This is a genomic window from Aliihoeflea sp. PC F10.4, from assembly GCF_054612275.1.
The window spans coordinates 3,426,710-3,450,169 of record NZ_JBTSWH010000001.1; the positions used below are offsets into that span (position 1 = coordinate 3,426,710).

Consider the following 23,460-nt stretch of genomic DNA (forward strand, 5'->3'; position numbering starts at 1 on the left):
AGGCGGGCGGCAGGTCTCATCAGACCGTCAGAGATCACGATTTCAGATCGACCGGCCAAGATCAACGCCTTCAGGCATCCGCGTATCTACGAAGTACTGCCGCAAGTTCGCTGGAGTTGTCTGGTGGAGCTGAGCGGGATCGAACCGCTGACCTCGTCATTGCGAACGACGCGCTCTCCCAACTGAGCTACAGCCCCGTCACCAGTGACGCGCATTTAGGGATCGGGGTCGATTTCTGTCAAGCGCCATGTCGCGCCTCAAGGACTTGTCCGCCGCCGGTCCAGCGGCTACATGTCGGCCACCATTTGCACATGCCAAGGCCGGAACGGCAGGCATGCAGGACAAGCACCGGTCGCGCGCCGACCTGCCAACGGAGACCGGCATGATCGCCATCATTCAGACCATCATTCTGGCGCTGGACATCTATTGGTGGCTGATCATCCTGTCGGCGATCTTCTCCTGGCTCTATGCCTTCAACGTCGTCAATCCGCGCAACCAGTTCGTCGGCACGATCGGCAATTTCCTTTATCGCGTGACCGAACCGGCGCTGCGGCCGATCCGCAACATCCTGCCCGACCTCGGCGGGATAGACATCTCGCCGATCATCCTGCTCCTCATCATCTTCTTCATTCGCACCTTCATCCTGACGACCGTCGCGCCCGCTTTGATCTGACAGAGCGGGGCCGGCTGAATCGGCCCCCTTTCGCAAATGCGAAAAAGCCTGTATGAGCGCGGCAACGAAAATCGCCCGCGCCCATGCGTGCCGGCCTTTATTCCTGAAGAGACACCATGAATCTCCGCAATATCGCGATCATCGCGCACGTCGACCATGGCAAAACCACGCTCGTCGACGAACTCCTCAAGCAGTCGGGCTCGTTCCGCGAGAACCAGCGCGTCGCCGAGCGCGCGATGGATTCGAACGATCTCGAAAAGGAACGCGGCATCACCATCCTCGCCAAGGCGACTTCGGTCGACTGGAAGGACACGCGCATCAACATCGTCGACACGCCCGGCCACGCCGACTTCGGCGGCGAGGTGGAGCGCATCCTGTCGATGGTGGACGGCGCGATCGTGCTCGTCGACGCGGCCGAAGGCCCGATGCCGCAGACGAAGTTCGTCGTCGGCAAGGCGCTCAAGGTCGGCTTGAAGCCGATCGTCGCGATCAACAAGATCGACCGTCCGGACGCGCGCCACGAGGAAGTGATCAACGAGGTGTTCGACCTCTTCGCCGCGCTCGATGCGACCGACGAGCAGCTCGACTTCCCGATCCTCTACGGTTCGGGCCGCGACGGCTGGATGGCCGAAAGCCCGGAAGGCCCGAAGGAAGGCCGTCTCGCACCGCTGTTCGACCTCGTCCTGAAGCATGTGCCGGAGCCGACCGTCGAGCCCGGCCCGTTCCGCATGATCGGCACGATTCTTGAGGCAAACCCGTTCCTCGGCCGCATCATCACCGGGCGCATCGCGTCGGGCACGCTGAAGTCGAACCAGGCGGTCAAGGTCCTCCACCATGATGGCTCGCAGATCGAAACCGGCCGTATTTCGAAGATCCTCGCCTTCCGTGGCCTCGAGCGCCAGCCGATCGACGAAGCGCAGGCAGGCGACATCGTCGCCATCGCGGGCCTGTCCAAGGGCACCGTCGCCGACACGTTCTGCGACCCGCAGGTCAGCGAGCCGATGCAGGCGCAGCCGATCGATCCGCCGACCGTGACCATGTCCTTCATCGTCAACGATTCGCCGCTTGCCGGAACCGAAGGCGACAAGGTGACGAGCCGCGTCATCCGCGATCGTTTGATGAAGGAAGCCGAGGGCAATGTCGCGCTCAAGATCGAGGAATCGGCCGACAAGGACTCGTTCTTCGTTTCCGGCCGCGGCGAATTGCAGCTCGCGGTCCTGATCGAGACGATGCGCCGCGAAGGCTTCGAGCTGGCCGTCTCGCGCCCGCGCGTCGTCATGCAAAAGGACGAGAACGGCGACCTTCTTGAGCCGATCGAGGAAGTCGTCATCGACGTCGACGAGGAACATTCGGGCGTCGTCGTCCAGAAGATGTCCGAGCGCAAGGCCGAGATGGTCGAGCTTCGCCCGTCGGGCGGCGACCGCCAGCGTCTCGTCTTCCATGCGCCGACGCGTGGCCTGATCGGCTACCAGTCCGAGCTTTTGACCGACACGCGCGGCACGGCCGTCATGAACCGCCTGTTCCATTCCTACCAGCCCTACAAGGGCGAGTTGGCCGGCCGCAGCAACGGCGTGCTAATTTCCAACGATCAGGGCGAATCGGTCGCGTTCGCGATGTGGAACCTCGAAGATCGCGGCCCGATGGTCATCGATGCGGGCGTCAAGGTCTATCAGGGCATGATCATCGGCATTCACTCCAGAGACAACGACCTCGAAGTGAACGTCCTCAAGGGCAAGAAGCTGACCAACATCCGTGCCGCCGGCAAGGACGAGGCGGTGCGCCTGACACCGCCGATCCGCATGACGCTGGAACGCGCGCTGGCCTGGATTCAGGACGACGAACTGGTCGAGGTAACGCCGAAGTCGATCCGCCTGCGCAAGCTCTATCTCGACCCGAACGAGCGCAAGCGTTTCGAAAAGTCGGCCAAGACCGCAAGCGTCGCCTGATCCTGCCACATCCGCTTTTCAACGGCCGCGCCCTCACCCGAAGGCGCGGCCGTCTTGCGTTCGAACCCGTCGCCGGACTATTCGAGGACAGCAAGCAAAAAGGGAGCGGCTCGTGATCTACATTCTTCTGTGCAATGACAAGCCTAGGCATCTTCAGACCCGGCTCGACAACCGCCCGGCTCACGTCGAGTATCTCAACGACCTCGATGCCGCAGGTACGCTGCGTTTCGCCGGCCCCTTTCTCGACGATGACGGCAAGCCGAACGGCTCCATGGTCGCGCTGGAAGCGGCAAGCGAGGCCGAAGCGCGACAGATCGCCGACGCCGATCCCTATGCCAAAGCCGGGCTGTTCGAGAGCGTCGACATCAAGCCTTGGAACTGGGTGTTCAAGAAGCCGGATGCGGCCTGATGAACTACTGGCTGTTCAAGTCCGAACCGGACGTCTTTTCCTATGACGATCTCGTCGCCAAGGGCAAAAAGGGCTCCGAGTGGGATGGCGTGCGCAACTATCAGGCGCGCAACAATATGCGCGCGATGAAGAAGGGCGATCTCGGCTTTTTCTATCATTCCAATATCGGGCTTGAGGTCGTCGGCATCGTTGAGGTCTGCGAAGAGGTCCATCCCGATTCCACGACCGAAGATGCGCGCTGGGAATGTGTCGACGTGCGTGCCGTCGAGACCGTGCCGACGCCGGTGAAGCTTGCCGACGTGAAAGCCAATCCGAAGCTTTCCGACATGTCGCTCGTCACCTCCATGCGCCTTTCCGTTCAGCCGGTGAAGCCGGACGAGTGGAAGGAAGTCTGCCGCATGGCCGGATTCAAGAAAACACCGTGAAAGACCGGCGCGATTTCATCCGCGCCAATACCGCGTTGATCGCGCCGCCCCACGTTCCCGAGATTCGCCTGCACCTTGCCGACGAAGCGCATGACCTTTGGCATCGCACCGAGGACGAGTTGCAGGCCATCGGCGTCGAGCCGCCCTTCTGGGCGTTCGCCTGGGCCGGTGGGCAGGGACTGGCGCGTTACGTGCTCGACAATCCGCAGATCGTCGCGGGCAAGCGCGTGGTGGATTTCGCGACCGGGTCGGGTCTCGTCGCCATCGCGGCGATGAAGGCCGGTGCGGCATCGGCGCTTGCAAGCGATATCGACCCGTTCTGCGACGCGGCGGTAGCGCTCAATGCGCAGGCGAACGGAGTAGTGGTGAGATTCACCGCACATGATCTGGTCGGCGAATCTCTTGACTGCGACATTCTTCTGGCCGGCGACGTTTTCTACGACCGCGCCTTTGCCGAACGCCTTGTCCCGTGGATGCGCGAACTTGTTGCGCAAGGTGTCGAGGTGATTGTCGGCGATCCGGGCCGCGCCTATCTGCCGAAATCCGATCTTCTGGCGCGTGCGACCTATCAGGTGCCGGTCACGCGCATACTGGAAGACGCGGAGGTGAAGAAGACGACCGTCTGGTCTTTTACCTGACCACGGTCAGGTTCGTTCTCGGCGACAGGCGCGGCAAGAGCCATTCCATGTCGCGGCGCGAGACGGCCACGCAGCCCTCGGTCGGCAGGTATCCCGGCCGGGCGAGATGGAAGAAGATCGCGCTGCCCATACCCCGCCTGCGCGGGCGGATATTGGCGTCGAGCACAATGACGACGTCGTAAAGGTGGTCGTCGCGGCGCATGCGCTCGCAGCTTGCTGGATAGGGAAGGCGAACGGGCCAATTGTAGTTTCGGTCTCCCGGCGCATCGCACCAGCCGTCAGCGGCGCGGATCGGCGTCAGCGACAGGCCGGAGGCCAGCGGACGCATCCGATCGCGGCGGACATAGGCGCTCAACACGCGCATCCGTCCCAGCGGCGTCGCGCCGTCGCCCTCGCGCTTGAACGCGCTGATGCCGCCCTTGCCCAATGCGCAGCGGATGACGCGCCCGCCAATGGCAAGCAGACCCTGCCTCTGGTCGAGCGGGGCCGGACGCACTACCATATGTCGGATAAACGGTCCTTTTTTCGCCGCAGGTCCGTTGCATTCACGGAATCGCGCATATGATCTGTTGCTCAATGCCGCCACTTTTAAAGTCATTTCCACCCGGCCTCGTCCCCTTTCTGGACCAGCGCCCCTGCTTGAACAAGATGGATTGAACGATGACGTCACGGACTATTCTCATCGTCGACGACGACAAGGATTTGCGCGAGACTCTCGCGGAGCAATTGTCGCTCTACGAAGAGTTCGACGTTTTGCAGGAAGATACGGCCGGCAAGGGCGTGACGACCGCGCGCGGCGGTATCGTCGACCTGCTCATCATGGATGTCGGCCTGCCGGACATGGACGGGCGCGAGGCGGTCAAGATGCTGCGCAAGGGCGGCTACAAGGCTCCGATCATCATGCTGACCGGGCAGGATACCGATTCGGACACGATCCTCGGCCTGGAAGCCGGCGCGAACGACTATGTGACGAAACCCTTCCGCTTCGCCGTGCTGCTGGCGCGCATCCGCGCCCAGATGCGCCAGCATGAGCAGAGCGAGGACGCCACGTTCAATGTTGGCCCCTACGTCTTCAAGCCGAGCCAGAAGCTTTTGACCGACGCCAAGGGCGGCAAGATCAGGCTGACGGAGAAGGAAGCCTCGATCATCAAATATCTCTATCGCTCAGAGAAGAAGGTCGTCACGCGCGACGTGCTGCTCGAAGAGGTTTGGGGCTACAATTCGGGCGTGACCACCCACACGCTCGAAACCCACGTCTACCGTCTGCGCCAGAAGATCGAGCGCGATCCTTCCAATGCCGAAATTCTTGTGACAGAAAGCGGCGGATACAAGCTCGTTCCCTGATTTGGGTCGAGGCTGCCTACGGGAACGGGGATTCCGGCAGGCGGACGGGGAAGCCGATGGCACTGGACGACGACATTCGCATTCTGTCCGGCGTCGAACTCCTTGACGGGTTCACGCAGGAACAGTTGCGCCTGCTCGCCTTCGGCGCGGAGAACCTGCGCCTGGCGACGGGACGCGTCCTCTACCGCGAGGGGCAGTCGGCCGAGAGCGGCTATGTCGTCACGCGCGGCACCGTGGCGCTCTACCGTGAGCGCGACGGAGAGCGTGTGACACTGGCCGAGGTCGGGCCTGGCACGATGCTGGGAGAGCTTGCGATCATCGCGCCGACGACGCGCCTGACCGGCGCGGCGGCGGTCACCGATGTCGAACTGATCCGGCTCAACCGCACGCTCTTTCGGCGCATCCTGACGGAGTATCCGGAGACGGCTGCGCTGCTGCATTCACGGATCACGAGCAATCTAGGGACGCTTCTGGCGGAAATCCAGACGCTCGCGCCACGCTTTTCGGAGTGACTTTTTGCGCTCGTCATTCTCGAGCCTGACCCGATTGTGCGGTCGATATAACCGCTATTTCTTCTTGTTCTGCCGGTTCTCGACCAGATCGTCCACGACGGCCGGATCGGCGAGCGTCGAGGTGTCGCCCAACGCGCCGTAATCGTCCTCGGCGATCTTGCGTAAAATACGCCGCATGATCTTGCCCGAGCGGGTCTTGGGCAGGCCCGGGGCGAACTGGATCTTGTCGGGCGAAGCGATCGCCCCGATCTCCTTCCTGACATGGGCGACGAGTTCCTTCTTCAACTCGTCCGTCGGCTCGACGCCGTTCATCAGCGTCACGTAGCTGTAGATGCCCTGACCCTTCACATCGTGCGGATAGCCGACGACAGCGGCCTCGGACACCTTGTCATGGGCGACGAGGGCCGATTCCACCTCGGCCGTACCCATGCGGTGTCCCGAGACATTGAGCACGTCATCGACGCGGCCCGTGATCCAGTAATAGCCGTCCTCGTCGCGCCGGCAGCCATCGCCGGTGAAGTACTTGCCGGGATAGGTCGAGAAATAGGTCTGGATGAAGCGCTCGTGATCGCCATAGACCGTACGCATCTGGCCCGGCCAACTGTCGATGATGCACAGATTGCCGTCGGCCGCGCCCTCGATCACCGCGCCTTCATTGTCCACCAGTTGCGGCTGGATGCCGAAGAATGGCCGCGTCGCCGAGCCTGCCTTCAAATCCGTCGCGCCGGGCAGCGGCGTGATCAGGATGCCGCCGGTTTCCGTCTGCCACCACGTATCGACGATGGGGCAGCGTTCGTCGCCGACGACGCGGTAGTACCATTCCCACGCTTCCGGGTTGATCGGCTCGCCGACCGAGCCGAGAAGGCGCAGCGACTTGCGCGAAGATTTCGTCACATGCTCGTCGCCTGCGCCCATCAACGCGCGGATGGCGGTCGGCGCTGTGTAGAAGATGTTGACCTGATGCTTGTCGACCACCTGCCACATGCGTCCGGCATCGGGATAGTTCGGCACGCCTTCGAACATCAGCGTCGTCGCGCCATTCGCGAGTGGCCCGTAGACGATGTAGGAGTGCCCCGTGACCCAGCCGACATCGGCGGTACACCAGTAGATGTCCCCGTCGTGGTAGTCGAAGACGTATTCATGCGTCATCGAAGCGTAGACGAGGTAGCCGCCGGTGGTGTGGAGTACGCCTTTCGGCTTGCCGGTCGAGCCGGACGTGTAGAGAATGAAAAGCGGGTCTTCCGCGCCCATCGGCTCGGCCGGGCAATCGGCAGAGACCTTTTCGATCTCGTCCTCGTACCAGATGTCGCGTCCGTTCGCCCAGCCGACATTCCCACCGGTACGTTTGACGACGAGCACCTTCTTGACCATCACATGCTGGCGCGCTGCGATGTCGATCGCCTTGTCGGTGTTTTCCTTTAGCGGGATTTTCTTTGCGCCGCGCAGGCCCTCGTCAGCGGTGATGACGAAGGTGGATTCGCAATCGACGATGCGGCCGGCGAGCGCGTCCGGCGAAAAACCGCCAAAGACAACCGAATGCACCGCGCCGATGCGGGCGCAGGCCAGCATCGCATAGGAAGCCTCGGGGATCATCGGCATATAGATCGTAACGCGGTCGCCCTTCCTGACGCCGTGTTCCTTGAGCACGTTGGCGAGGCGGCAGACCTTGTCGTGGAGTTCGCGATAGGTGATCTTCTTGTCTTCGGACGGGTCGTCGCCTTCCCAGATTATCGCCGTCTGGTCGCCGCGCTTGTCGAGATGACGGTCGATGCAGTTATGCGCGATGTTGGTCTTGCCGTCCTCGAACCATTTGATCGAAACGTCGCCATCGAAAGACGTGTTCTTGACCTTCGTGTAAGGGGTGGACCAGTCGATCCGCTTGCCGTGTTCGGCCCAGAAGCCTTCGGGATCGGCTACGCTCTTCTCATACCATTTCAGGTAGGTGTCGTTGTCGATGAGCGCGCCATCTTTCCATTCCGGCTTCACGCGATGGACTTTCACCTCGGACATGCATTCCTCCCGTTGGGCTTTTTTGAGCGGACGCAACCGCTTTGGTGGCGGCATTATTAGCATTTGACGTGCGGGGGCAACATTAGACGATGGGTGCGTGAAACGGCCCTCGAGGGGTGCGCCGATACTGCCGGTCCGGCGCAGTAAAATCAGCGTGTGTGCATCAAAATCAATAGACGATTAACCATTCGATCCGCACACTTGGCCTGCTTCATCGGTCATGCGGGGTTTGAAAACCATGCAACGGACACGCGAAATGGAGCTGATGCTCCAGGGCTACGGGCTGACCACGGCACAGATTCTCTACCGGATGCCCGACCATCCCGGACTGCTCCAGACATTCATCTGGCAACATTACGATCTCGCGCCGAGATTTCCCGAACTCTACCGATTTCTCGAATTTTGGCGTGAAACGCTCGACGGCCCGCTCCATTCGGTCAGCTACAGCCACAAGAGGCTGATTTCGCCGAACGAATGGAAGAATGTCAGCGGAGAACTCGTCCTTCACTGAAGGCGCAACGCGCTCAGCGCATGATATGCGTCAGGATCGCGAAGATGAGCATCGCGAAAGAGACCGCACCGAGCGGAAGCAATGCCTCGAACGCTGCTTTACCGCCAGTCATCTTGCCGCTATCGACATCGATCTCGCGCTCGCTCCAGTCGAAGAACTCTTCCCTGTCGGCTGGTCTGGGCATCCGCTCTGGCGGGGGATGGTGCCGCCATACGCGTGTCGCGATCAGCGGCAAGGTGGCGGCCATGACCATGAAGCCGGTCACGATGATCAGAAGATAATCGACATACCCGCTGTCGCCGAAGCCATACCAGGCCGCCAGAACGAAGAGCACCAGCATGCCGAGCATCATCTTGTAGACGCGGATGTGAAAGTGGTCTGTGTGGAGCGGCGTGCGGCCGCCAGACGGGGTGCTGTTCATGATCCTGCTCCTTCGTGCAGAATGTCCCCATGTTTCAACACCCGTGATTGTACGCCTGCAACGGGCAGCCGAACAGCGAAAAGAAAAGGGCCGCTCAAGGCGGCCCTTCAACTTGTCAGGAGGCGCGCTGCGCCCAGTCCGGAATCTCGCCGATGGTGACACCGAAGAAGGTGATCAGCAGCCAGTAGCCGAGCGTCGTTAAAAGGACGAGGGCGGCCAGATTGTGCCATATGCCCTGCCGCACCATCTGCGGGATCGATACATGACCCGAGCCGAAGACGAGCGCGTTCGGCGGTGTTGCGACCGGCAGCATGAACGCCATCGACGCGGCGATCGCAGCCGGCACCGTCAGCGTCAGCGGATTTTCGCCAAGCGAGACTGCGAGCGCGGCCATCAGAGGCAGGAAGGTCGCCGCCGTCGCCGTATTCGAGGTGAACTCGGTCAAAAGCAGGATGACGGTCGCAACGAGTGCGATTACCGCGATCAGCGGCAGCATGCTCGCCACATTGCCCATCTGGTCGCCGATCCACTGATCGAGGCCGGTCGAGACTACCGCCGCCGCAAGGCTGAGACCGCCACCGAAAAGCAACAGCACGCCCCAGGGAAGCCGCAACGCGTTGCGCCATTCGATGAGCGCACCGCCCTTGCCGTCGCCAGCCGGCAGCACGAACAGCACGAGCGCTGCCATGATCGCGATGGAAGTGTCGTTGAGGCCGGGAATGTAATCGTCGAGGATCGTGCGGAAGATCCAGGCGAGCGCCGTGACGACGAAGACGATCCCGACCCGCTTTTCGGGCACCGACCATGCGCCGAGCTTGGCAAGCTCGCTGCGGAAGAGTTCGCTCGCGCCTTCGACCTCGCCCTTTTCCAGCTTCAGCGTCAGCCGCGTCAGGAACAGCCAGCTTATGACCAGCATGACGAGAGCGATCGGCAGGCCGATGATCATCCAGCGCGCGAAACCGATATCGTAGCCGTAGGTCTGGTTGAGCGCGCCTGCCAGAAGCGCGTTGGGCGGCGTTCCGATGAGCGTCGCAACGCCGCCGATGGAAGCTGCGTAGGCGACACCCAGAAGCAGCGACAGCGGGAAGTTCGACTTCTTGTCCTCGCCGATCAGGCCAACGACCGAGAGCGCGACTGGCAGCATCATGACGACGGTGGCGGTGTTCGACACCCACATCGAGCAGAACGCCGTCGCGATCATGAAGCCGCCGACGATGCGGCTTTGCTGCGTTCCGGTGCGCGAGACGATGTTGAGCGCGATGCGCCGGTGCAGGTTCCAGCGCTCCATGGCGAGCGCCAGGATGAAGCCGCCCATGAACAGGAAGATGATCGGATCGCCATAGGGCGAGGTGGCAGCCGAGCCGGTGGTCGCGCCGGTCATCGGGAAGAGCGCGATCGGCACGAGCGCGGTCGCGGGAACCGGGATCGCTTCGGTGATCCACCAGATGATCATGAGGCTTGCCACGGCGACGACGCGCCAACCTTCGATCGACAAACCCTCGGGTGCTGGAAGGAACATGAGGATCGCAAAGACCAGAAGGCCCGCGAAGATCGGAACGGGGCGCAATGCCGTGCGCTCGTCGTCCTTTTTGCTTGTCTCGCTCACCGGTTGGTCCTTTCCTGATCCGAAGCGTCGGCCCGCTTATTCCGCAAAGAAGAAGGAATCAAGCGATTTGCCAAAGCTCATCGTGTGCCGAATATCGCCGAGCCAACGCGAACGGAAGTCGCGCCGAAGGCAATCGCCGTCTCGTAATCGCTCGACATTCCCATCGAGAGCCTCTCGACGCCAGCCTCGCGCGCCAGTTTCTCCAGAAGCGCGAAATGCGGGCCGGGATTCTCGCCCGCAGGCGGGATCGCCATCAAGCCTTCGATGGCGAGGCCATGGATTTCGCGGCAGCGCGCCACGAAAGCGACGGTCTCGCGCGGGTCGATGCCGGCCTTCTGCTCTTCAAGCCCGGTATTAACCTGAACGTAGAGGCGCGGGCTTTTGCCCTGCCGTTCCATTTCCTTCGCCAGTTCGGCGGCGATCTTTTCGCGGTCCACGGTCTCGATCACGTCGAAGAGCGCGACGGCCTCCTTCGCCTTGTTGGATTGTAGCGGCCCGATCAGATGGAGCTCGATGTCGGAGAACGTTTCGCGCAGTTGCGGCCACTTGCCCTGCGCTTCCTGAACGCGGTTTTCGCCAAAGACGCGCTGGCCCGCTTCGAGGACAGGGCGGATCGCATCGGCGTCGAACGTCTTGGAAACGGCGACGAGCGTGACGGAGCCGGCAGTGCGGTTTGCTTCGCTTTCCGCTTTTCCAATGGCTGCCTTTACCTCGGCAAGGTGGGCGGCGGCATCAGTCATCAGCTTCCCATTTCATCATTTAGTTGAATTCAACCGCGATCCGTGGTGAACACCCGGACGAATTCCCGCACCTTATCCGGTGAAAAGCAGGCCATGGCAACCGAACGATACAATCCGCGCGCATCCGAACCGAAATGGCAAAAGGCCTGGGACGAGGCGAAGCTCTTCGCCACGCAAAACGACGATCCACGCGAGAAGTATTACGTCCTCGAGATGTTCCCCTATCCGTCGGGCCGCATCCATATGGGCCATGTGCGCAATTATGCGATGGGCGACGTCGTCGCGCGCTACAAGCGGGCCGCCGGCTACAACGTCCTGCATCCGATGGGTTGGGACGCGTTCGGCCTGCCGGCCGAGAACGCCGCGCGCGACAACAAGGTCAATCCGCGCGACTGGACCTATGCCAATATCGAGACGATGAAGGGTCAGTTGAAGACGATGGGCCTGTCGCTCGACTGGGCGCGCGAATTCGCGACCTGCGACCCGAGCTACTACAAGCATCAGCAGAAGATGTTCACGGACATGCTGGCCGCCGGGCTGGTCGAGCGCCGCGCCGCCAAGGTCAACTGGGACCCGGTCGACATGACGGTTCTGGCCAACGAGCAGGTGATCGACGGGCGCGGCTGGCGCTCCGGCGCGCTGGTGGAACAGCGCGACCTGACGCAATGGTTCTTCAAGATCACTGCGATGGCGCAGGATCTGCTCGACGGCCTCGATACGCTCGACCGCTGGCCCGAGAAGGTCAAGCTGATGCAGTCGAACTGGATCGGCCGTTCGGAAGGGCTGCAACTGCGCTGGAAGCTCGACCCGGCAACGGCACCACAGGGCGAGAGCGAATTGGAAGTATACACGACCCGTCCCGACACGATCTTCGGCGCGTCCTTCATGGCGATCGCGGCCGATCATCCGCTGGCGAGAAAGGCGGCCGAGACGAACCCCGAGTTGGCCGCCTTCATCGAGGACATCAGCCATCGCGGCACGTCCGCGGCCGAACTGGAAACGGCCGAGAAGAAGGGCTTCGACACCGGCATCCGCGTCGTCCACCCCTTCGACGAAAGCTGGACGCTTCCGGTTCACGTCGCCAATTTCGTCCTGATGGATTACGGCACGGGCGCGATCTTCGGCTGCCCGTCGGGCGACCAGCGCGACCTCGACTTCGCCAACAAATACGGCCTGCCGGTCGTGCCCGTCGTCATGCCCGCCGACGGTAATGCAGCTACGTTCCAGATCGTCGACGAGGCCTATACCGACGACGGCGTGATGATCAATTCGCGCTTCCTCGACGGCATGACGCCGAAGGACGCGTTCGAGGAGGTCGCCTCGCGGCTGGAAAAGACCGATCTTGGCGGTCGCCCGCAGGCTGCGCGCAAGGTGCAGTTCCGCCTGCGGGACTGGCTGATCTCACGCCAGCGCTACTGGGGCTGTCCGATCCCGGTTATCCATTGCGATGCGTGCGGATCGGTGCCGGTTCCAGCCGATCAACTCCCGGTCGAACTGCCCAACGACGTGTCCTTCGACCGGCCCGGCAATCCGCTCGACCACCATCCGACATGGAAGCACGTCAAGTGCCCGTCCTGTGGCGGGGATGCGCGCCGCGACACCGATACGATGGACACCTTCGCCGATTCCTCGTGGTATTTCGCACGCTTCACCGATCCGTGGAACGAGACCGAGCCGACGAGCCTCGACTATGTGGATGGGTCGAAGGGCTGGCTTGCCGTCGATCAATATATCGGCGGCATCGAGCATGCGATCCTGCATCTTCTCTATTCGCGCTTCTTCACCCGCGCGATGAAGGCGACCGGCCATGTGAATGTTGTCGAGGAACCGTTCGCGGGCCTCTTCACGCAAGGCATGGTCGTTCACGAGACCTATAAGGGTCCAAAAGGCTGGGTCACGCCTGCCGAAGTGAAAATCGAGGAAGCCGACGGCACGCGCCGCGCGACCTTGCTTTCCACGGGCGAGGACATCGCGATCGGTTCGATCGAGAAGATGTCCAAGTCGAAGAAGAACGTCGTCGACCCCGACGACATCATCGCCTCCTACGGCGCGGACACGGCCCGCTTCTTCATGCTGTCCGATTCGCCGCCGGATCGCGACGTGATCTGGACGGAAGCGGGCGTCGAAGGCGCGCACCGTTTTGTGCAGCGCGTCTGGCGTCTTATCTCGGAAGCCGCCGAGGCTTTGGCCGGCGTCGCCCCGAAGGCCACTCAGGACGGCGAGGCTGCGGCGATCTCGAAACTGGCGCATAAGACCGTCAAGGCGGTCGGCGAAGACATCGAACGGCTCGGCTTCAACAAGGCCGTCGCGCGGCTTTACGAACTCGTCAACGCGCTTGCTCCACGCCTTCAGGGAATTGGCCCGGCTGACGCTGCCGAAAAGGCTGCTCTGCGTGAAGCGGTCGAAATGCTGATCGCGATGATCGCGCCGATGATGCCGCATCTGGCCGAGGAATGCTGGGCGGCAATCAGCGGCGACGGCATGGTCGCCGAGCGGCCGTGGCCGGCTTTCGACGCGGCGCTGACCGTCGATGGCGAGATCGTGCTGCCGGTCCAGATCAACGGCAAGAAGCGCGGAGATTTGACAATCGCGCGCGACGCGGATCAATCTGCCGTCGAGGCTGCGGCGCTCGCTCTCGACTTCGTGCAAAAGGCGCTCGAAGGCAAGTCCCCGCGCAAAGTCATCGTCGTGCCGCAGAGGATCGTGAATGTCGTTGCCTGATACCGTCCGTTCGCGCCGGCTCGTCACCCTTGCGGCGCTGCTTTCCTTCGTTGCGCTTGCGGCCTGCACCGTGCAGCCGCTTCACGGAAATCCGACACCATCTTCACCGGGCGGAACCGTCAGCGCGCAAATGGCGTCTGTGGGGGTCGCACCTGTTGGGAACCGGGTCAGCCAGGAGGTGCGCAACCATCTGATCTTCCTGCTTTCGGGCGGGGCGGGCGAGCCCTCTGCACCGCAGTATAATGCCCGGCTATCGGTTTCCGTCTCGGATGCGGCCGCCTTGTCGATCCAGAGAGGACGCGACGACGAGCCGACTGCCTCGCTGGTCACCGTGACGGTGAGCTACGTGTTGACCGATTCGACAGGCCGCACCGTCGGTCAGGGACGTCGTTCGGCACAGGCCCCTTATGACGTCTCGGCACAGCAATTCGCCGCATTGCGTGCATCGCGCGACGCCCAGAACCGCGCCGCCCGCGAAGCTGCCGAACTCGTGCGGCTGGCGATCGCACAAAACCTGTCGCGCATTGCTACACGATAGCTGATCGGTGGGAACTTTTTGTTACCAAAGGCATTCTTGTCAGAATGTCATGCGCACGTCATGCCAGTGGGCGACACGACGATGCATGGCGGAGTGCACAGAATGAACTCTCGGCAAACGCCGTACAGTATTAGCTCGCTCGTCACGCATTTCCTTGCTTCAGGAAAGCCGCGCGACCACATCATAGACCAGTTGATAGCGGAACGGGCGACGCGGCTTTCGCAGAACTTCGCCTGGCCCGCTTTGCGGCCGCTGATCTACCGCTATTTCGATTACGATCTGGCTGTCGCGATGGCAGACGAGATCGCGCCTTTGTCCGGTCTTGAGGCGTTCGATTTCCTCAACCGGCTTCTGGCTCTCGATGTCTCCGTCACGGGCCGGGAAAACATTCCGAAGACCGGTGGGTTCGTTCTCGCGCCAAGCCATCCGACCGGCATTGCCGATGGTGTCGCGGTCTATGAGCTGATGAAGCCGATCCGCACGGATCTTTCCATCTTCGCCAACCGCGATGCACTGCGCGTTGCGGCGGGTTTTCGCGACGTGATCATTCCCGTCGAGTGGCGGCAGGGCGAAAAGACGCGTTCGAAGAGCCGCGACACGCTCGAAATGACTGCGCGTGCCTTTTCATCGGAGCGGGCAGTCGTGCTCTTTCCATCCGGGCGAATCGCCTACTGGAACCAGAAGAAGCTGACCGAGCGTCCCTGGCAGCCGAGCTTCGTGGCGCTAGCACGGCGCTACAATGTGCCGGTGGTGCCGGTTCGGATCACGGCGCGCAATTCGGGGCTTTTCTATCTCCTGTCGCGCTATTCGAACGAAATGCGCGACATGACGATTTTCCACGAGCTTTTGAACAAGAAGCGCAAGCCGTTTTCGATCACGGTCGGAAAGCCCGTTTCGCCCGATCTTCTGGCAGGCGACGCCGCAGAGGTCGCCGCGCTTTTACAGACGCACACGATCGACCGGCTTGCAACCGAACCGGATGCAGAATTTTCGCGTTAGAGCTTTTGTCTATCCGCCGACAATGAAGACATGCAGCGCACGCGGTCCGTGCGCGCCGAGCAGCATCTTCTGCTCGATGTCGCCTGAGCGCGACGGCCCGGTGATCATGTTCAACGTGCGCGGCATCAAGCCCTTGCCGAACTTGTCGCGAATTTGCGCGAGGACGGTTTCCAGATCGCCGGCAACATCCTTCGCATCGACCACGACGAGATGATGCTCGGGCAGGAAGTTCACCGTCGTCGGATTGTCCGCGCCCGAATGAAGCACCAGCGTTCCAGTCTCAGCGATGGCACCGAAGGCATGGCTTAGTCCGGTCTCGTCGGTTCCGTCGGACGGGCCGCTTCGCACTTCGAGCGCAGGTTGGCTCGACCAGTCTGCGCCCCGCAGAAGCGCGTCCTCGCCCATGCGGATCGAGGCCGGCAGGTTCTTCGAGCGCAGATAGGATGCCACCGCCACCGGCAGGTCGGCATGGGAGGCAAGACGCTCCGTCGTCGCGAAGACCTTTTGCGCCTGCGCTTCAAACAGATCGATACGGGCGGCGTCGGCCAACTTGCCCCGTTCGGGAATGATGCCGCGCGGTGCACCGCGAAGGCGTTCCTCCACGACCGACTTGCGCTCGCCCGCGCCCGCCTTCAGCGAAGCGCGCACCTTGTTGAGGATCGCATCGCGCGCACTCATCGCGTCGCCTCCTGCTTCAGCGCCTCGCGCTGCGCCCATTGCTGCATGAAGGTCCGGCCCTCGGGAGCCGGCATCTCGCGATATTTCGTCCAGCCGCCGGCAAAGGGCAGCCATGAAAAGCGGTGCTTCATGCCGCTAAGGGCGGAAAGCGCGGGAATGCCGAGCGAGGCGAAGAACCGATAAAGACGCGGGCGCTTTGCGAAGAACGCCCAGCTTTTGAGGCCATAGCGCGCAGCAGCGGGGTTCAGTCCACGCTCGAATTCGCGCTCGCGCCAGTGCCGCATCATCTTTGGCAGCGGGATGCGCATGGGGCAAACGCTCTCGCAGCGCCCGCAAAAGGTCGAGGCGTTAGGCAGATGTCCGCCCTTGTCGACGCCGATCAGCGACGGCGTCAGCACCGCACCCATCGGGCCGGGATAGACCCAGCCATAAGCGTGCCCGCCGACGGCGTGATAGACGGGGCAATGGTTCATGCACGCGCCGCAACGGATGCAGCGCAGCATCTCCTGAAACTCGGTGCCGAGCATGGACGAGCGGCCATTGTCGAGCAGGACGACGTGGTATTCGTCCGGCCCGTCCGGATCGCCCTCGCGCCGACCGCCGGTCGACACCGTCGTATAGACGCTCATTTCCTGTCCCGTCGCCGAGCGCGCCAGAAGCCGAAGAATCTGCGCGGCATCCTCCAGCGTCGGCACGACTTTCTCGATCGAGGCGATGACGACATGGATGCGCGGCAAAATCTGCGTCAAGTCGCCATTGCCTTCGTTGGTTACGATGATCGACGAGCCGGTTTCGGCGACGAGGAAATTTGCGCCCGTAACGCCGAGATCAGCCTTGAAATATTCGGCGCGCAGAACCTCCCGCGCTTCGGTCAGAAGCTTCTCGTGCTCGACCAGTTCGCGGTCGGCCGGCAGATGGGTGTGGACGCGGCGGAAATCCGCCTCGATCTGCTCCTTGTTCAAATGCACGGCCGGCGCGATGATGTGGCTCGGATGCTCACCGCGAAGTTGGATGATGTATTCGCCGAGATCTGTCTCGACCGGACGCACGCCGGCGTCTTCCAGCGCGTCGTTGAGCGCGATCTCCTCGGAGATCATCGACTTGCCCTTGGTGACCGTTTTCACGCCGCGCGACTTGCACAGATCGAGGATGATGTTGCGCGCGTCTTCAGCCGTTTGCGCCCAGTGGACATGGCCACCGGCCTTCGTCACCTTCTCCTCGTAGGCTTCGAGGTAGAGGTCCAGATGGGCGAGTGTGTGGTCCTTGATCGCCTTGCCATTGTCGCGCAGCGCGTCAAACTCCGGCAGCGCGTCGACCGCTTTCTTGCGCTTGTCGATGAAGCCGGCGCGCACGTTGCCGAGCGCCTTTTGAAGCTGCGCATCCGACAGCGCCTCGACGGAATTCTTCTTGAAGGCGGGAGATGTTATCTGCATCAGAGTTTGCCTCCGATCGGCGGCTGTTCGGTCATGCCGGCCAGAACCTCGGCAACGTGCCGAACCTCGATGGCCGATCCTTCGCGCTGCAACTTGCCGGCCATATTCATCAGGCATCCGAGATCGCCCGCGAGCAGCATGTCCACGCCCGCCACTTCGATATTGGCGGTCTTCTTCGTCACGATCGCGTTGGAGATATCCGAATATTTGACGCAGAACGTGCCGCCGAACCCGCAGCAGACATCCGCCTCCTCCATCTCGGCGATCTTCAGCCCCTCTACGCTTTTCAAAAGCTTGCGCGGCTGTTCGCGAATGCCGAGTTCGCGAAGACCCGAACAGGAATCGTGATAGGTCGTCGTGGCGGCAAGTTTCGCGTCGACGCCCTCGATGCGCAATTCATCGACGAGGAAGGACACGAGTTCGTGGACCTTCTTCGAAAACCCGCTCGCGCGGCTTTCCCAGACCGGGTCACCTGCAAAAAGAGCCGGATAATGTTTTTTCAGCATCGAGGCGCAGGAGCCGGAGGGCGCGACGACGTAGTCGAATTCCTCGAAGGCAGCGATCGTCGCCCTGGCGATTTCGCGCGTGTCGTCCCGGTCTCCGGAATTATAAGCCGGCTGTCCGCAACAGGTCTGCGCGGCGGGCACGTCGACGCTGCATCCGGCCTCTTCCATCAGCTTGACCGCCGCAAAGCCGACGCTTGGTCGGAACAGATCGACGAGACAGGTTACGAACAGGCCGACATGCGGCCGTGATTTCGTTTGATGTTGCAAGACGCCTCCCGCTGCATTCAACTGGCCGGCACGATAAGCTGCGAGCCTCCTTTTTCAATAGGCCAGTTGGGCGCACGCGGCTATAAGGCAAGATGGAGGACCTGCCATGACCGGACTGACCATGCCCGCGCCTGACGTCGCGACGATGTCGCGCCGCGCCGAAATCGTCGCGGACATGCGCATCATCGTGCCGGGCGAAGGCGTGGTCGAGGCCGAGCACGCCATGCGCGCCTTCGAGAGCGACGGGTTGACGGCCTACCGCCAGTTGCCGCTCGTCGTCGTGCTTCCGGAAACGACCGCCCAGGTCTCGCGCATCCTCAAATATTGCAGCGAGCGCAACATACGCGTCGTGCCGCGCGGGTCCGGCACCTCGCTTTCGGGCGGCGCGCTGCCGCTGGAAGACGCGGTGCTTCTCGTCATGAGCCGTTTCAACCGCATTCTCGACATCGACTATGCCAACCGCACGGTCACGGCGCAGCCGGGAGTGACCAATCTGGGCATCACAAAGGCCGTCGAGCAGGAGGGCTTCTACTATGCGCCCGATCCGTCCTCGCAGATCGCCTGCTCCATCGGCGGCAATGTGGCGGAAAATTCGGGCGGCGTGCATTGCCTCAAATACGGGCTGACAGCCAACAATGTGCTCGGCATCGAAATGGTGCTGATCGACGGCGAAGTGATCCGGCTCGGTGGAAAGCATCTCGATTCGGAAGGCTACGACCTTCTCGGCCTGATGACCGGATCGGAAGGGCTGCTCGGCGTCGTCACCGAGGTCACGGTGCGCATCCTGCAAAAGCCTGAGGCGGCGCGCGCGCTGCTGATCGGCTTTCCCACATCCGAGCAAGGCGGGCAATGCGTGGCCGATATCATCGGCGCGGGCATCATCCCCGGCGGCATGGAAATGATGGACCGGCCTGCAATCCACGCCGCAGAAGCCTTCGTTCATGCCGGCTATCCTATGGATGTCGAGGCGCTTTTGATCGTCGAACTCGACGGGCCGATGGCGGAGATCGATCATCTGATCGGCGAAGTGGAACGCCTTGCCGCGCAGAACGGTTCGACCACCTGCCGCATCTCTCAATCGGACGAGGAACGCGCCGTCTTCTGGGCCGGTCGCAAGGCCGCGTTCCCGGCGGTGGGGCGCATCTCGCCGGATTATTACTGCATGGATGGCACGATCCCGCGCAAAGAACTGCCGAAGGTGCTGGCGCGCATGCGCGAATTGTCGGAGCATTACGGCCTCGGCGTCGCCAATGTCTTCCATGCCGGCGACGGCAACCTTCATCCGCTCATCCTCTACGACGCCAACAAGGAAGGCGAGCTTGAGAAGGCGGAGGGCTTCGGCTCCGACATATTGCGCCTCTGCGTCGAGGTGGGCGGCGTCCTGACAGGCGAGCATGGCGTCGGCGTCGAAAAGCGCGACCTGATGCCCGAAATGTTCACCGAAATCGATCTCAACCAGCAAATCCGCGTCAAATGCGCGTTCGACCCGGACCACCTGCTCAATCCCGGCAAGGTTTTCCCACAGCTCCATCGCTGCGCCGAACTCGGCCGCATGCACATCCATCGCGGGCAAGTGCCCTTCCCGGACATTCCGAGATTTTGACTACCGCATGACCACATTCACTCCCGCCTCCCCCGCCGACGTGCTGGACTCCGTTTCATGGGCCGTGTCGGAAGAAACGCCGCTCGAAATTCTCGGCCACGGCTCCAAGCGCGCCATTGGCCGACCGGCGCAGAGCGAACACGTGATCGACCTGTCGGCACTGACCGGCGTCACGCTCTACGAGCCCGAAGAACTCGTGCTGTCGGCGCGTGCCGGCACGCCGCTCGCCGAAATCGAAACGCTGCTCGCCGAAAGCCGGCAGGAGCTCGCCTTCGAACCGATGGATTACGGGCCGCTGCTTGGCGGCGAAGTCGGACGCGGCACGATCGGCGGCGTGCTTGCTGCAAACCTCTCCGGCCCGCGCCGTCTGAAGGCGGGTGCTGCGCGCGACCACGTTCTTGGAATCCACGCCGTTTCGGGACGCGGCGAGGCCTTCAAGTCGGGCGGGCGCGTCGTCAAGAACGTCACCGGCTACGATCTTTCCAAAGGCATGGCGGGCTCGTGGGGTACGCTCGCGGTCGTCACCGACGTGACGTTCAAGGTTCTGCCTGCAGCCGAAACCGAAAGGACGTTCGTGGTTCGCGGACTGGACGACGGACCGGCGGCATTCGCCATGGCAGCGGCGATGGGGTCGAGCGCGGAAATCTCGTCCGCCGCGCATCTGCCGCCGAGCGTCACGGGCCGCGTTCTGGACGGCGTGCTGAAAGGGTCGGCCTCGACGCTTTTGCGCCTTGAAGGGTTTGGCCCGTCGGTTTCGTACCGCCTCGATACGCTGGGAAAACTTCTCGCCTCGCAGGGCGCGAGCGAAATTCTGGACGAAAGCCGCTCACGGCAGGTCTGGCGCGAAATCCGCGACTGCAAGCCCTATGCGGACGGCACGCAGCGGCCCGTCTGGCGCATTTCGATGACGCCATCGGAAGGCTTCAAGATGGTTGCCGAGCTTCGCCTTCATGCCGGTGTCGACGTGTTCTACGACTGGCAGGGCGGCCTGATCTGGGCACGCATGGAGGCCGAGCCACAGGCCGAAGGCATTCGCGCGCTGATCCAGCATTTCGGCGGCGGCCATGCGACGCTGGTGCGGGCACCCGCAAGCTACCGAGCGTCCGGCGAGGTCTTCCAGCCGCAACCGCCCGCGCTCGCCACGCTTTCGCGCCGGCTGAAAGAGCAGTTCGACCCCAATGGCATTTTGAACCCCGGCAGGATGGGTTGATGCAGACGAATTTCTCTCTCGCCCAGCTTGCCGATCCACATGTCGCCGAATCCGAGAAGATCCTGCGCACATGCGTCCATTGCGGGTTCTGCACCGCTACCTGCCCGACCTATGTGACGCTCGGCAACGAACTCGACAGCCCGCGCGGGCGCATCTACCTGATCAAGGACATGCTGGAGAACGACCGCCCGGCAGACGGTACGGTCGTCACCCATATCGACCGGTGCCTGTCGTGCCTTTCGTGCATGACGACCTGTCCTTCCGGCGTCCACTACATGCATCTCGTCGACCATGCCCGCGCACATATCGAGAAGACCTATCGGCGTCCGTTCATGGACCGGATGGTCCGCTCGCTGCTCGCCGCCACCCTGCCCTATCCGGACCGCATGCGCGCGAGCCTGAAGCTCGCCGGGTTCGGGCGTGTCTTCGCCGGCATGTTCCGTGCGGTGCCGGGGCTGAAGCCGCTTGCCGCCATGCTCGACCTCGCGCCGAAATCCGTCCCGGCCGCCTCGCCGGTTTCAAAGCCCGGCAGGCATGATCCCGAAGGCGAGCGCAAGGGTCGCGTCGCGCTTTTGACCGGGTGCGCGCAATCGGTTCTCGATCCGGGCATCAACGAAGCAACGGTGCGTCTTTTGACGCGGCTTGGCGTCGAGGTCGTCGTGCCCGAAGGCGAGGGCTGCTGTGGCGCGCTCGTCCACCATATGGGCCGCGAGGACGACGCGCTCGATGCGGCCCGGCGCAATGTCGACGTGTGGACACGTCAGATCGAACAAGGTGGGCTAGACGCTATCGTTATCACGGCGTCCGGCTGCGGCACGACAATCAAGGATTACGGTTTCATGCTGCGGCTCGATCCGGCCTATGCCGAAAAGGCCGCCCGGGTCTCGGCACTGGCGAAGGACGTGACCGAATATCTGTCCACGCTCGACCTTCCCGCGCCTCCATCGCAGCCCGCACTAACCGTCGCCTATCATTCGGCGTGTTCTATGCAGCACGGCCAGAAGATCGTGCGTCAGCCGAAGACGCTGCTTCAGGCAGCGGGTTTCATCGTGCGCGAGCCGCTGGAAGGGCATTTGTGCTGCGGTTCGGCCGGGACATACAACATTCTCCAACCGGAGATTTCGAAGCGTCTGCGCGACCGTAAAGTGAAAAATATCGAGGCGACGGGCGCCGACCTGATCGCCACCGGCAATATCGGCTGCATGACGCAGATCGCTTCCGGTTCGGCACTGCCGATCGTTCACACGGTCGCGCTCCTGGACTGGGCCTATGGCGGGCCGAAGCCCGCCGCCCTGAATTAACCTGCCAGCCTTCGCCGCCACAGGACGAACGGGATCGAGACCGCATACATCGTCACGCCGTACATGGCCGATGGCAGGCTGAACGGCGGCAGCGCCATTGCGCGCTCGACGATCAGCGAGCCGATCGCGATGCCGAGCGTGGCGTTCTGGATGCCGCCTTCGATGGCGATTGCCGTTGCCTCTCTTTGCGACAGGCTGAAGACATGCGCCAATCCAAGACCGGCGAACAGCAGGACGACGTTCAGCAAAATGAGAAGCGGCCCGAGCGCTGCGAGGTTTGCAGTCAGCAGCGACCAGTTCGCAGCGATCGCGCCGATGACGATGACGACGAATAGAGCGAGCGCGATCCGGTCGAGCACCGGCTCCAGCCAACTCGCGGCACCCGGCGCGACGGCGCGCACCACCATGCCGATGGCGACCGGTATGGCGGTGATCGCGAACATGGTGAGGCCGAGCGTTCGCACGTCGATATCCGGCGCGTCGAGGCCCATGAAATGCCCCGCAGAAAGCGCGACCAGAACCGGCGCGGTGACGACCGCGATCAGGCTCGTCGCGCCCGTCATCGCGATGGCGAGTGCAAGGTCGCCGCGACCGAGCTTCGTCAGGATGTTCGAGCTTGGCCCGCCTGGGCAAAAGCTCAGGATCATCACGCCGAGCGCCAGTTCGCCGGAAAACCCGAAGCTACGCACCAGCACATAGGCGACGAGCGGGATCATCAGGAGTTGCAGGACGACGCCGATGGTGAACGCCTTCGGCCTGGCGACGACACGCCGGAAATCCGTGATCGTCAGTCCGAGGCCCAGCGACAGCATGATCGTGCCGAGCGAGATCGGTAGAAATATCGTCAGCAGGCTGTCCATGCCGGCTCCCCTCCCAAATACTGCGCCAGGGATGTCCGGCACATTCCTCCACAAAAATCGAAGGGCAGCGCGACGTTGAAATCGCGCTGCCCTTCGTGCGACGTGGCGT

At 62.6% G+C, this 23,460-nt stretch carries 23 protein-coding genes and 1 tRNA gene; 14 read left to right on the forward strand and 10 right to left on the reverse strand.

Going from position 1 to position 23,460, the window contains the following annotated elements; genetic code table 11:
* Positions 1 to 121: 121 nt before the first annotated feature.
* Positions 122 to 197, reverse strand: a tRNA-Ala gene (locus ACX82Z_RS17230).
* A gap of 185 nt (positions 198 to 382) precedes the next feature.
* Between ACX82Z_RS17230 and ACX82Z_RS17235 the strand changes: the two genes are divergently transcribed.
* From ACX82Z_RS17235 to ACX82Z_RS17255, 5 genes are all read left to right on the forward strand, one after another.
* Positions 383 to 673 carry a YggT family protein gene (locus tag ACX82Z_RS17235; protein ID WP_459911850.1) on the forward strand — a complete coding sequence of 97 codons (291 nt, stop codon included), beginning with the start codon at positions 383 to 385 and terminating at the stop codon, positions 671 to 673.
* Between the two features lie 116 nt (positions 674 to 789).
* A complete protein-coding gene (typA, locus tag ACX82Z_RS17240) occupies positions 790 to 2,619 on the forward strand; it encodes a translational GTPase TypA (RefSeq protein ID WP_459590229.1) in 1,830 nt (609 codons plus the stop codon).
* Between the two features lie 112 nt (positions 2,620 to 2,731).
* Entirely contained in the window at positions 2,732 to 3,028 is a 297-nt protein-coding gene (locus ACX82Z_RS17245) for a YciI-like protein (RefSeq protein WP_459590230.1), read from the forward strand.
* Entirely contained in the window at positions 3,028 to 3,453 is a 426-nt protein-coding gene (locus ACX82Z_RS17250; RefSeq protein WP_459590232.1) for an EVE domain-containing protein, read from the forward strand. The genes ACX82Z_RS17245 and ACX82Z_RS17250 overlap by 1 nt, the downstream gene beginning before the upstream one ends.
* Entirely contained in the window at positions 3,450 to 4,091 is a 642-nt protein-coding gene (locus ACX82Z_RS17255; RefSeq protein WP_459590233.1) for a class I SAM-dependent methyltransferase, read from the forward strand. Before ACX82Z_RS17250 ends, ACX82Z_RS17255 begins: the two co-directional genes overlap by 4 nt.
* Here the strand turns inward: ACX82Z_RS17255 and ACX82Z_RS17260 are convergent.
* Positions 4,084 to 4,593: a L,D-transpeptidase family protein gene (locus ACX82Z_RS17260; RefSeq protein WP_459590234.1), complete on the reverse strand. Its 510-nt coding sequence runs from the start codon at positions 4,591 to 4,593 to the stop codon at positions 4,084 to 4,086. The genes ACX82Z_RS17255 and ACX82Z_RS17260 overlap by 8 nt on opposite strands.
* A 158-nt stretch (positions 4,594 to 4,751) precedes the next feature.
* On the opposite strand from ACX82Z_RS17260, the gene ACX82Z_RS17265 reads away from it, so the two are divergent.
* On the forward strand, positions 4,752 to 5,435 hold the full coding sequence (locus ACX82Z_RS17265) for a response regulator transcription factor (protein ID WP_459590235.1): 684 nt from the start codon (positions 4,752 to 4,754) through the stop codon (positions 5,433 to 5,435).
* A gap of 56 nt (positions 5,436 to 5,491) precedes the next feature.
* Positions 5,492 to 5,947, forward strand: a complete 456-nt coding sequence (locus ACX82Z_RS17270; RefSeq protein ID WP_459590236.1) for a cyclic nucleotide-binding domain-containing protein — start codon at positions 5,492 to 5,494, stop codon at positions 5,945 to 5,947.
* Positions 5,948 to 6,001: 54 nt separating this feature from the next.
* Here the strand turns inward: ACX82Z_RS17270 and acs are convergent, their stop codons facing one another.
* Positions 6,002 to 7,957 (reverse strand): acetate--CoA ligase, encoded by a 1,956-nt coding sequence (gene acs / locus ACX82Z_RS17275; RefSeq protein WP_459590237.1) that lies wholly within the window; start codon positions 7,955 to 7,957, stop codon positions 6,002 to 6,004.
* Between the two features lie 238 nt (positions 7,958 to 8,195).
* Between acs and ACX82Z_RS17280 the strand changes: the two genes are divergently transcribed.
* Positions 8,196 to 8,468 carry an usg protein gene (locus ACX82Z_RS17280; RefSeq protein ID WP_459590238.1) on the forward strand — a complete coding sequence of 91 codons (273 nt, stop codon included), beginning with the start codon at positions 8,196 to 8,198 and terminating at the stop codon, positions 8,466 to 8,468.
* Positions 8,469 to 8,481: 13 nt separating this feature from the next.
* Here ACX82Z_RS17280 and ACX82Z_RS17285 read toward each other — a convergent pair whose 3' ends face one another.
* From ACX82Z_RS17285 to ACX82Z_RS17295, 3 genes are all read right to left on the reverse strand, one after another.
* Positions 8,482 to 8,889, reverse strand: coding sequence for a hypothetical protein (locus ACX82Z_RS17285; protein WP_459590239.1), 408 nt, complete (start codon positions 8,887 to 8,889; stop codon positions 8,482 to 8,484).
* Between the two features lie 115 nt (positions 8,890 to 9,004).
* Positions 9,005 to 10,495, reverse strand: a complete 1,491-nt coding sequence (locus tag ACX82Z_RS17290; RefSeq protein WP_459590240.1) for an SLC13 family permease — start codon at positions 10,493 to 10,495, stop codon at positions 9,005 to 9,007.
* A 77-nt stretch (positions 10,496 to 10,572) separates the two neighbouring features.
* Positions 10,573 to 11,235: a YggS family pyridoxal phosphate-dependent enzyme gene (locus ACX82Z_RS17295; RefSeq protein WP_459590241.1), complete on the reverse strand. Its 663-nt coding sequence runs from the start codon at positions 11,233 to 11,235 to the stop codon at positions 10,573 to 10,575.
* 93 nt (positions 11,236 to 11,328) lie between these two features.
* Here ACX82Z_RS17295 and leuS point away from each other — a divergent pair, with 93 nt between their 5' ends.
* From leuS to ACX82Z_RS17310, 3 genes are all read left to right on the forward strand, one after another.
* Positions 11,329 to 13,956 (forward strand): leucine--tRNA ligase, encoded by a 2,628-nt coding sequence (gene leuS / locus ACX82Z_RS17300; RefSeq protein WP_459590242.1) that lies wholly within the window; start codon positions 11,329 to 11,331, stop codon positions 13,954 to 13,956.
* Positions 13,943 to 14,494 carry an LPS assembly lipoprotein LptE gene (gene lptE / locus ACX82Z_RS17305; RefSeq protein ID WP_459590243.1) on the forward strand — a complete coding sequence of 184 codons (552 nt, stop codon included), beginning with the start codon at positions 13,943 to 13,945 and terminating at the stop codon, positions 14,492 to 14,494. The genes leuS and lptE overlap by 14 nt, the downstream gene beginning before the upstream one ends.
* Positions 14,495 to 14,596: 102 nt before the next feature.
* A complete protein-coding gene (locus ACX82Z_RS17310; protein ID WP_459590244.1) occupies positions 14,597 to 15,493 on the forward strand; it encodes a 1-acyl-sn-glycerol-3-phosphate acyltransferase in 897 nt (298 codons plus the stop codon).
* Positions 15,494 to 15,502: 9 nt separating this feature from the next.
* Here ACX82Z_RS17310 and ACX82Z_RS17315 read toward each other — a convergent pair whose 3' ends face one another.
* From ACX82Z_RS17315 to ACX82Z_RS17325, 3 genes are read right to left on the reverse strand one after another with little or no spacing between them, the layout of a single operon-like run.
* The gene (locus tag ACX82Z_RS17315) at positions 15,503 to 16,171 is read right to left on the reverse strand and encodes a LutC/YkgG family protein (RefSeq protein ID WP_459590245.1); all 669 of its coding nucleotides are present in this window, start codon (positions 16,169 to 16,171) and stop codon (positions 15,503 to 15,505) included.
* The gene (locus ACX82Z_RS17320; RefSeq protein ID WP_459590246.1) at positions 16,168 to 17,604 is read right to left on the reverse strand and encodes a LutB/LldF family L-lactate oxidation iron-sulfur protein; all 1,437 of its coding nucleotides are present in this window, start codon (positions 17,602 to 17,604) and stop codon (positions 16,168 to 16,170) included. Before ACX82Z_RS17320 ends, ACX82Z_RS17315 begins: the two co-directional genes overlap by 4 nt.
* Positions 17,604 to 18,377, reverse strand: a complete 774-nt coding sequence (locus ACX82Z_RS17325) for a (Fe-S)-binding protein (protein ID WP_459590247.1) — start codon at positions 18,375 to 18,377, stop codon at positions 17,604 to 17,606. Before ACX82Z_RS17325 ends, ACX82Z_RS17320 begins: the two co-directional genes overlap by 1 nt.
* A 106-nt stretch (positions 18,378 to 18,483) precedes the next feature.
* Here ACX82Z_RS17325 and ACX82Z_RS17330 point away from each other — a divergent pair, with 106 nt between their 5' ends.
* From ACX82Z_RS17330 to glcF, 3 genes are read left to right on the forward strand one after another with little or no spacing between them, the layout of a single operon-like run.
* Complete coding sequence (locus ACX82Z_RS17330; protein WP_459590248.1) at positions 18,484 to 19,980, forward strand: FAD-linked oxidase C-terminal domain-containing protein; 1,497 nt, start codon at positions 18,484 to 18,486, stop codon at positions 19,978 to 19,980.
* Between the two features lie 7 nt (positions 19,981 to 19,987).
* Positions 19,988 to 21,190: a glycolate oxidase subunit GlcE gene (gene glcE, locus ACX82Z_RS17335; protein WP_459590250.1), complete on the forward strand. Its 1,203-nt coding sequence runs from the start codon at positions 19,988 to 19,990 to the stop codon at positions 21,188 to 21,190.
* The gene (glcF, locus tag ACX82Z_RS17340) at positions 21,190 to 22,491 is read left to right on the forward strand and encodes a glycolate oxidase subunit GlcF (protein WP_459590251.1); all 1,302 of its coding nucleotides are present in this window, start codon (positions 21,190 to 21,192) and stop codon (positions 22,489 to 22,491) included. Before glcE ends, glcF begins: the two co-directional genes overlap by 1 nt.
* Here glcF and ACX82Z_RS17345 read toward each other — a convergent pair.
* Positions 22,488 to 23,351 carry a bile acid:sodium symporter family protein gene (locus ACX82Z_RS17345; RefSeq protein WP_459590252.1) on the reverse strand — a complete coding sequence of 288 codons (864 nt, stop codon included), beginning with the start codon at positions 23,349 to 23,351 and terminating at the stop codon, positions 22,488 to 22,490. The genes glcF and ACX82Z_RS17345 overlap by 4 nt on opposite strands.
* Positions 23,352 to 23,460 lie beyond the last annotated feature (109 nt).

Excerpts from the sequence above, each read along its gene's own strand:
- ACX82Z_RS17235 (WP_459911850.1), top strand. The coding sequence starts at position 383 with ATGATCGCCATCATTCAGACCATCATTCTGGCGCTGGACATCTATTGG.
- typA (WP_459590229.1), top strand. The coding sequence starts at position 790 with ATGAATCTCCGCAATATCGCGATCATCGCGCACGTCGACCATGGCAAA.
- ACX82Z_RS17250 (WP_459590232.1), top strand. The coding sequence starts at position 3,028 with ATGAACTACTGGCTGTTCAAGTCCGAACCGGACGTCTTTTCCTATGAC.
- ACX82Z_RS17260 (WP_459590234.1), bottom strand. The coding sequence starts at position 4,593 with ATGGTAGTGCGTCCGGCCCCGCTCGACCAGAGGCAGGGTCTGCTTGCC.
- ACX82Z_RS17265 (WP_459590235.1), top strand. The coding sequence starts at position 4,752 with ATGACGTCACGGACTATTCTCATCGTCGACGACGACAAGGATTTGCGC.
- ACX82Z_RS17270 (WP_459590236.1), top strand. The coding sequence starts at position 5,492 with ATGGCACTGGACGACGACATTCGCATTCTGTCCGGCGTCGAACTCCTT.
- acs (WP_459590237.1), bottom strand. The coding sequence starts at position 7,957 with ATGTCCGAGGTGAAAGTCCATCGCGTGAAGCCGGAATGGAAAGATGGC.
- ACX82Z_RS17280 (WP_459590238.1), top strand. The coding sequence starts at position 8,196 with ATGCAACGGACACGCGAAATGGAGCTGATGCTCCAGGGCTACGGGCTG.
- ACX82Z_RS17285 (WP_459590239.1), bottom strand. The coding sequence starts at position 8,889 with ATGAACAGCACCCCGTCTGGCGGCCGCACGCCGCTCCACACAGACCAC.
- ACX82Z_RS17295 (WP_459590241.1), bottom strand. The coding sequence starts at position 11,235 with ATGACTGATGCCGCCGCCCACCTTGCCGAGGTAAAGGCAGCCATTGGA.
- leuS (WP_459590242.1), top strand. The coding sequence starts at position 11,329 with ATGGCAACCGAACGATACAATCCGCGCGCATCCGAACCGAAATGGCAA.
- lptE (WP_459590243.1), top strand. The coding sequence starts at position 13,943 with ATGTCGTTGCCTGATACCGTCCGTTCGCGCCGGCTCGTCACCCTTGCG.
- ACX82Z_RS17310 (WP_459590244.1), top strand. The coding sequence starts at position 14,597 with ATGAACTCTCGGCAAACGCCGTACAGTATTAGCTCGCTCGTCACGCAT.
- ACX82Z_RS17315 (WP_459590245.1), bottom strand. The coding sequence starts at position 16,171 with ATGAGTGCGCGCGATGCGATCCTCAACAAGGTGCGCGCTTCGCTGAAG.
- ACX82Z_RS17320 (WP_459590246.1), bottom strand. The coding sequence starts at position 17,604 with ATGCAGATAACATCTCCCGCCTTCAAGAAGAATTCCGTCGAGGCGCTG.
- ACX82Z_RS17330 (WP_459590248.1), top strand. The coding sequence starts at position 18,484 with ATGACCGGACTGACCATGCCCGCGCCTGACGTCGCGACGATGTCGCGC.
- glcE (WP_459590250.1), top strand. The coding sequence starts at position 19,988 with ATGACCACATTCACTCCCGCCTCCCCCGCCGACGTGCTGGACTCCGTT.
- glcF (WP_459590251.1), top strand. The coding sequence starts at position 21,190 with ATGCAGACGAATTTCTCTCTCGCCCAGCTTGCCGATCCACATGTCGCC.
- ACX82Z_RS17345 (WP_459590252.1), bottom strand. The coding sequence starts at position 23,351 with ATGGACAGCCTGCTGACGATATTTCTACCGATCTCGCTCGGCACGATC.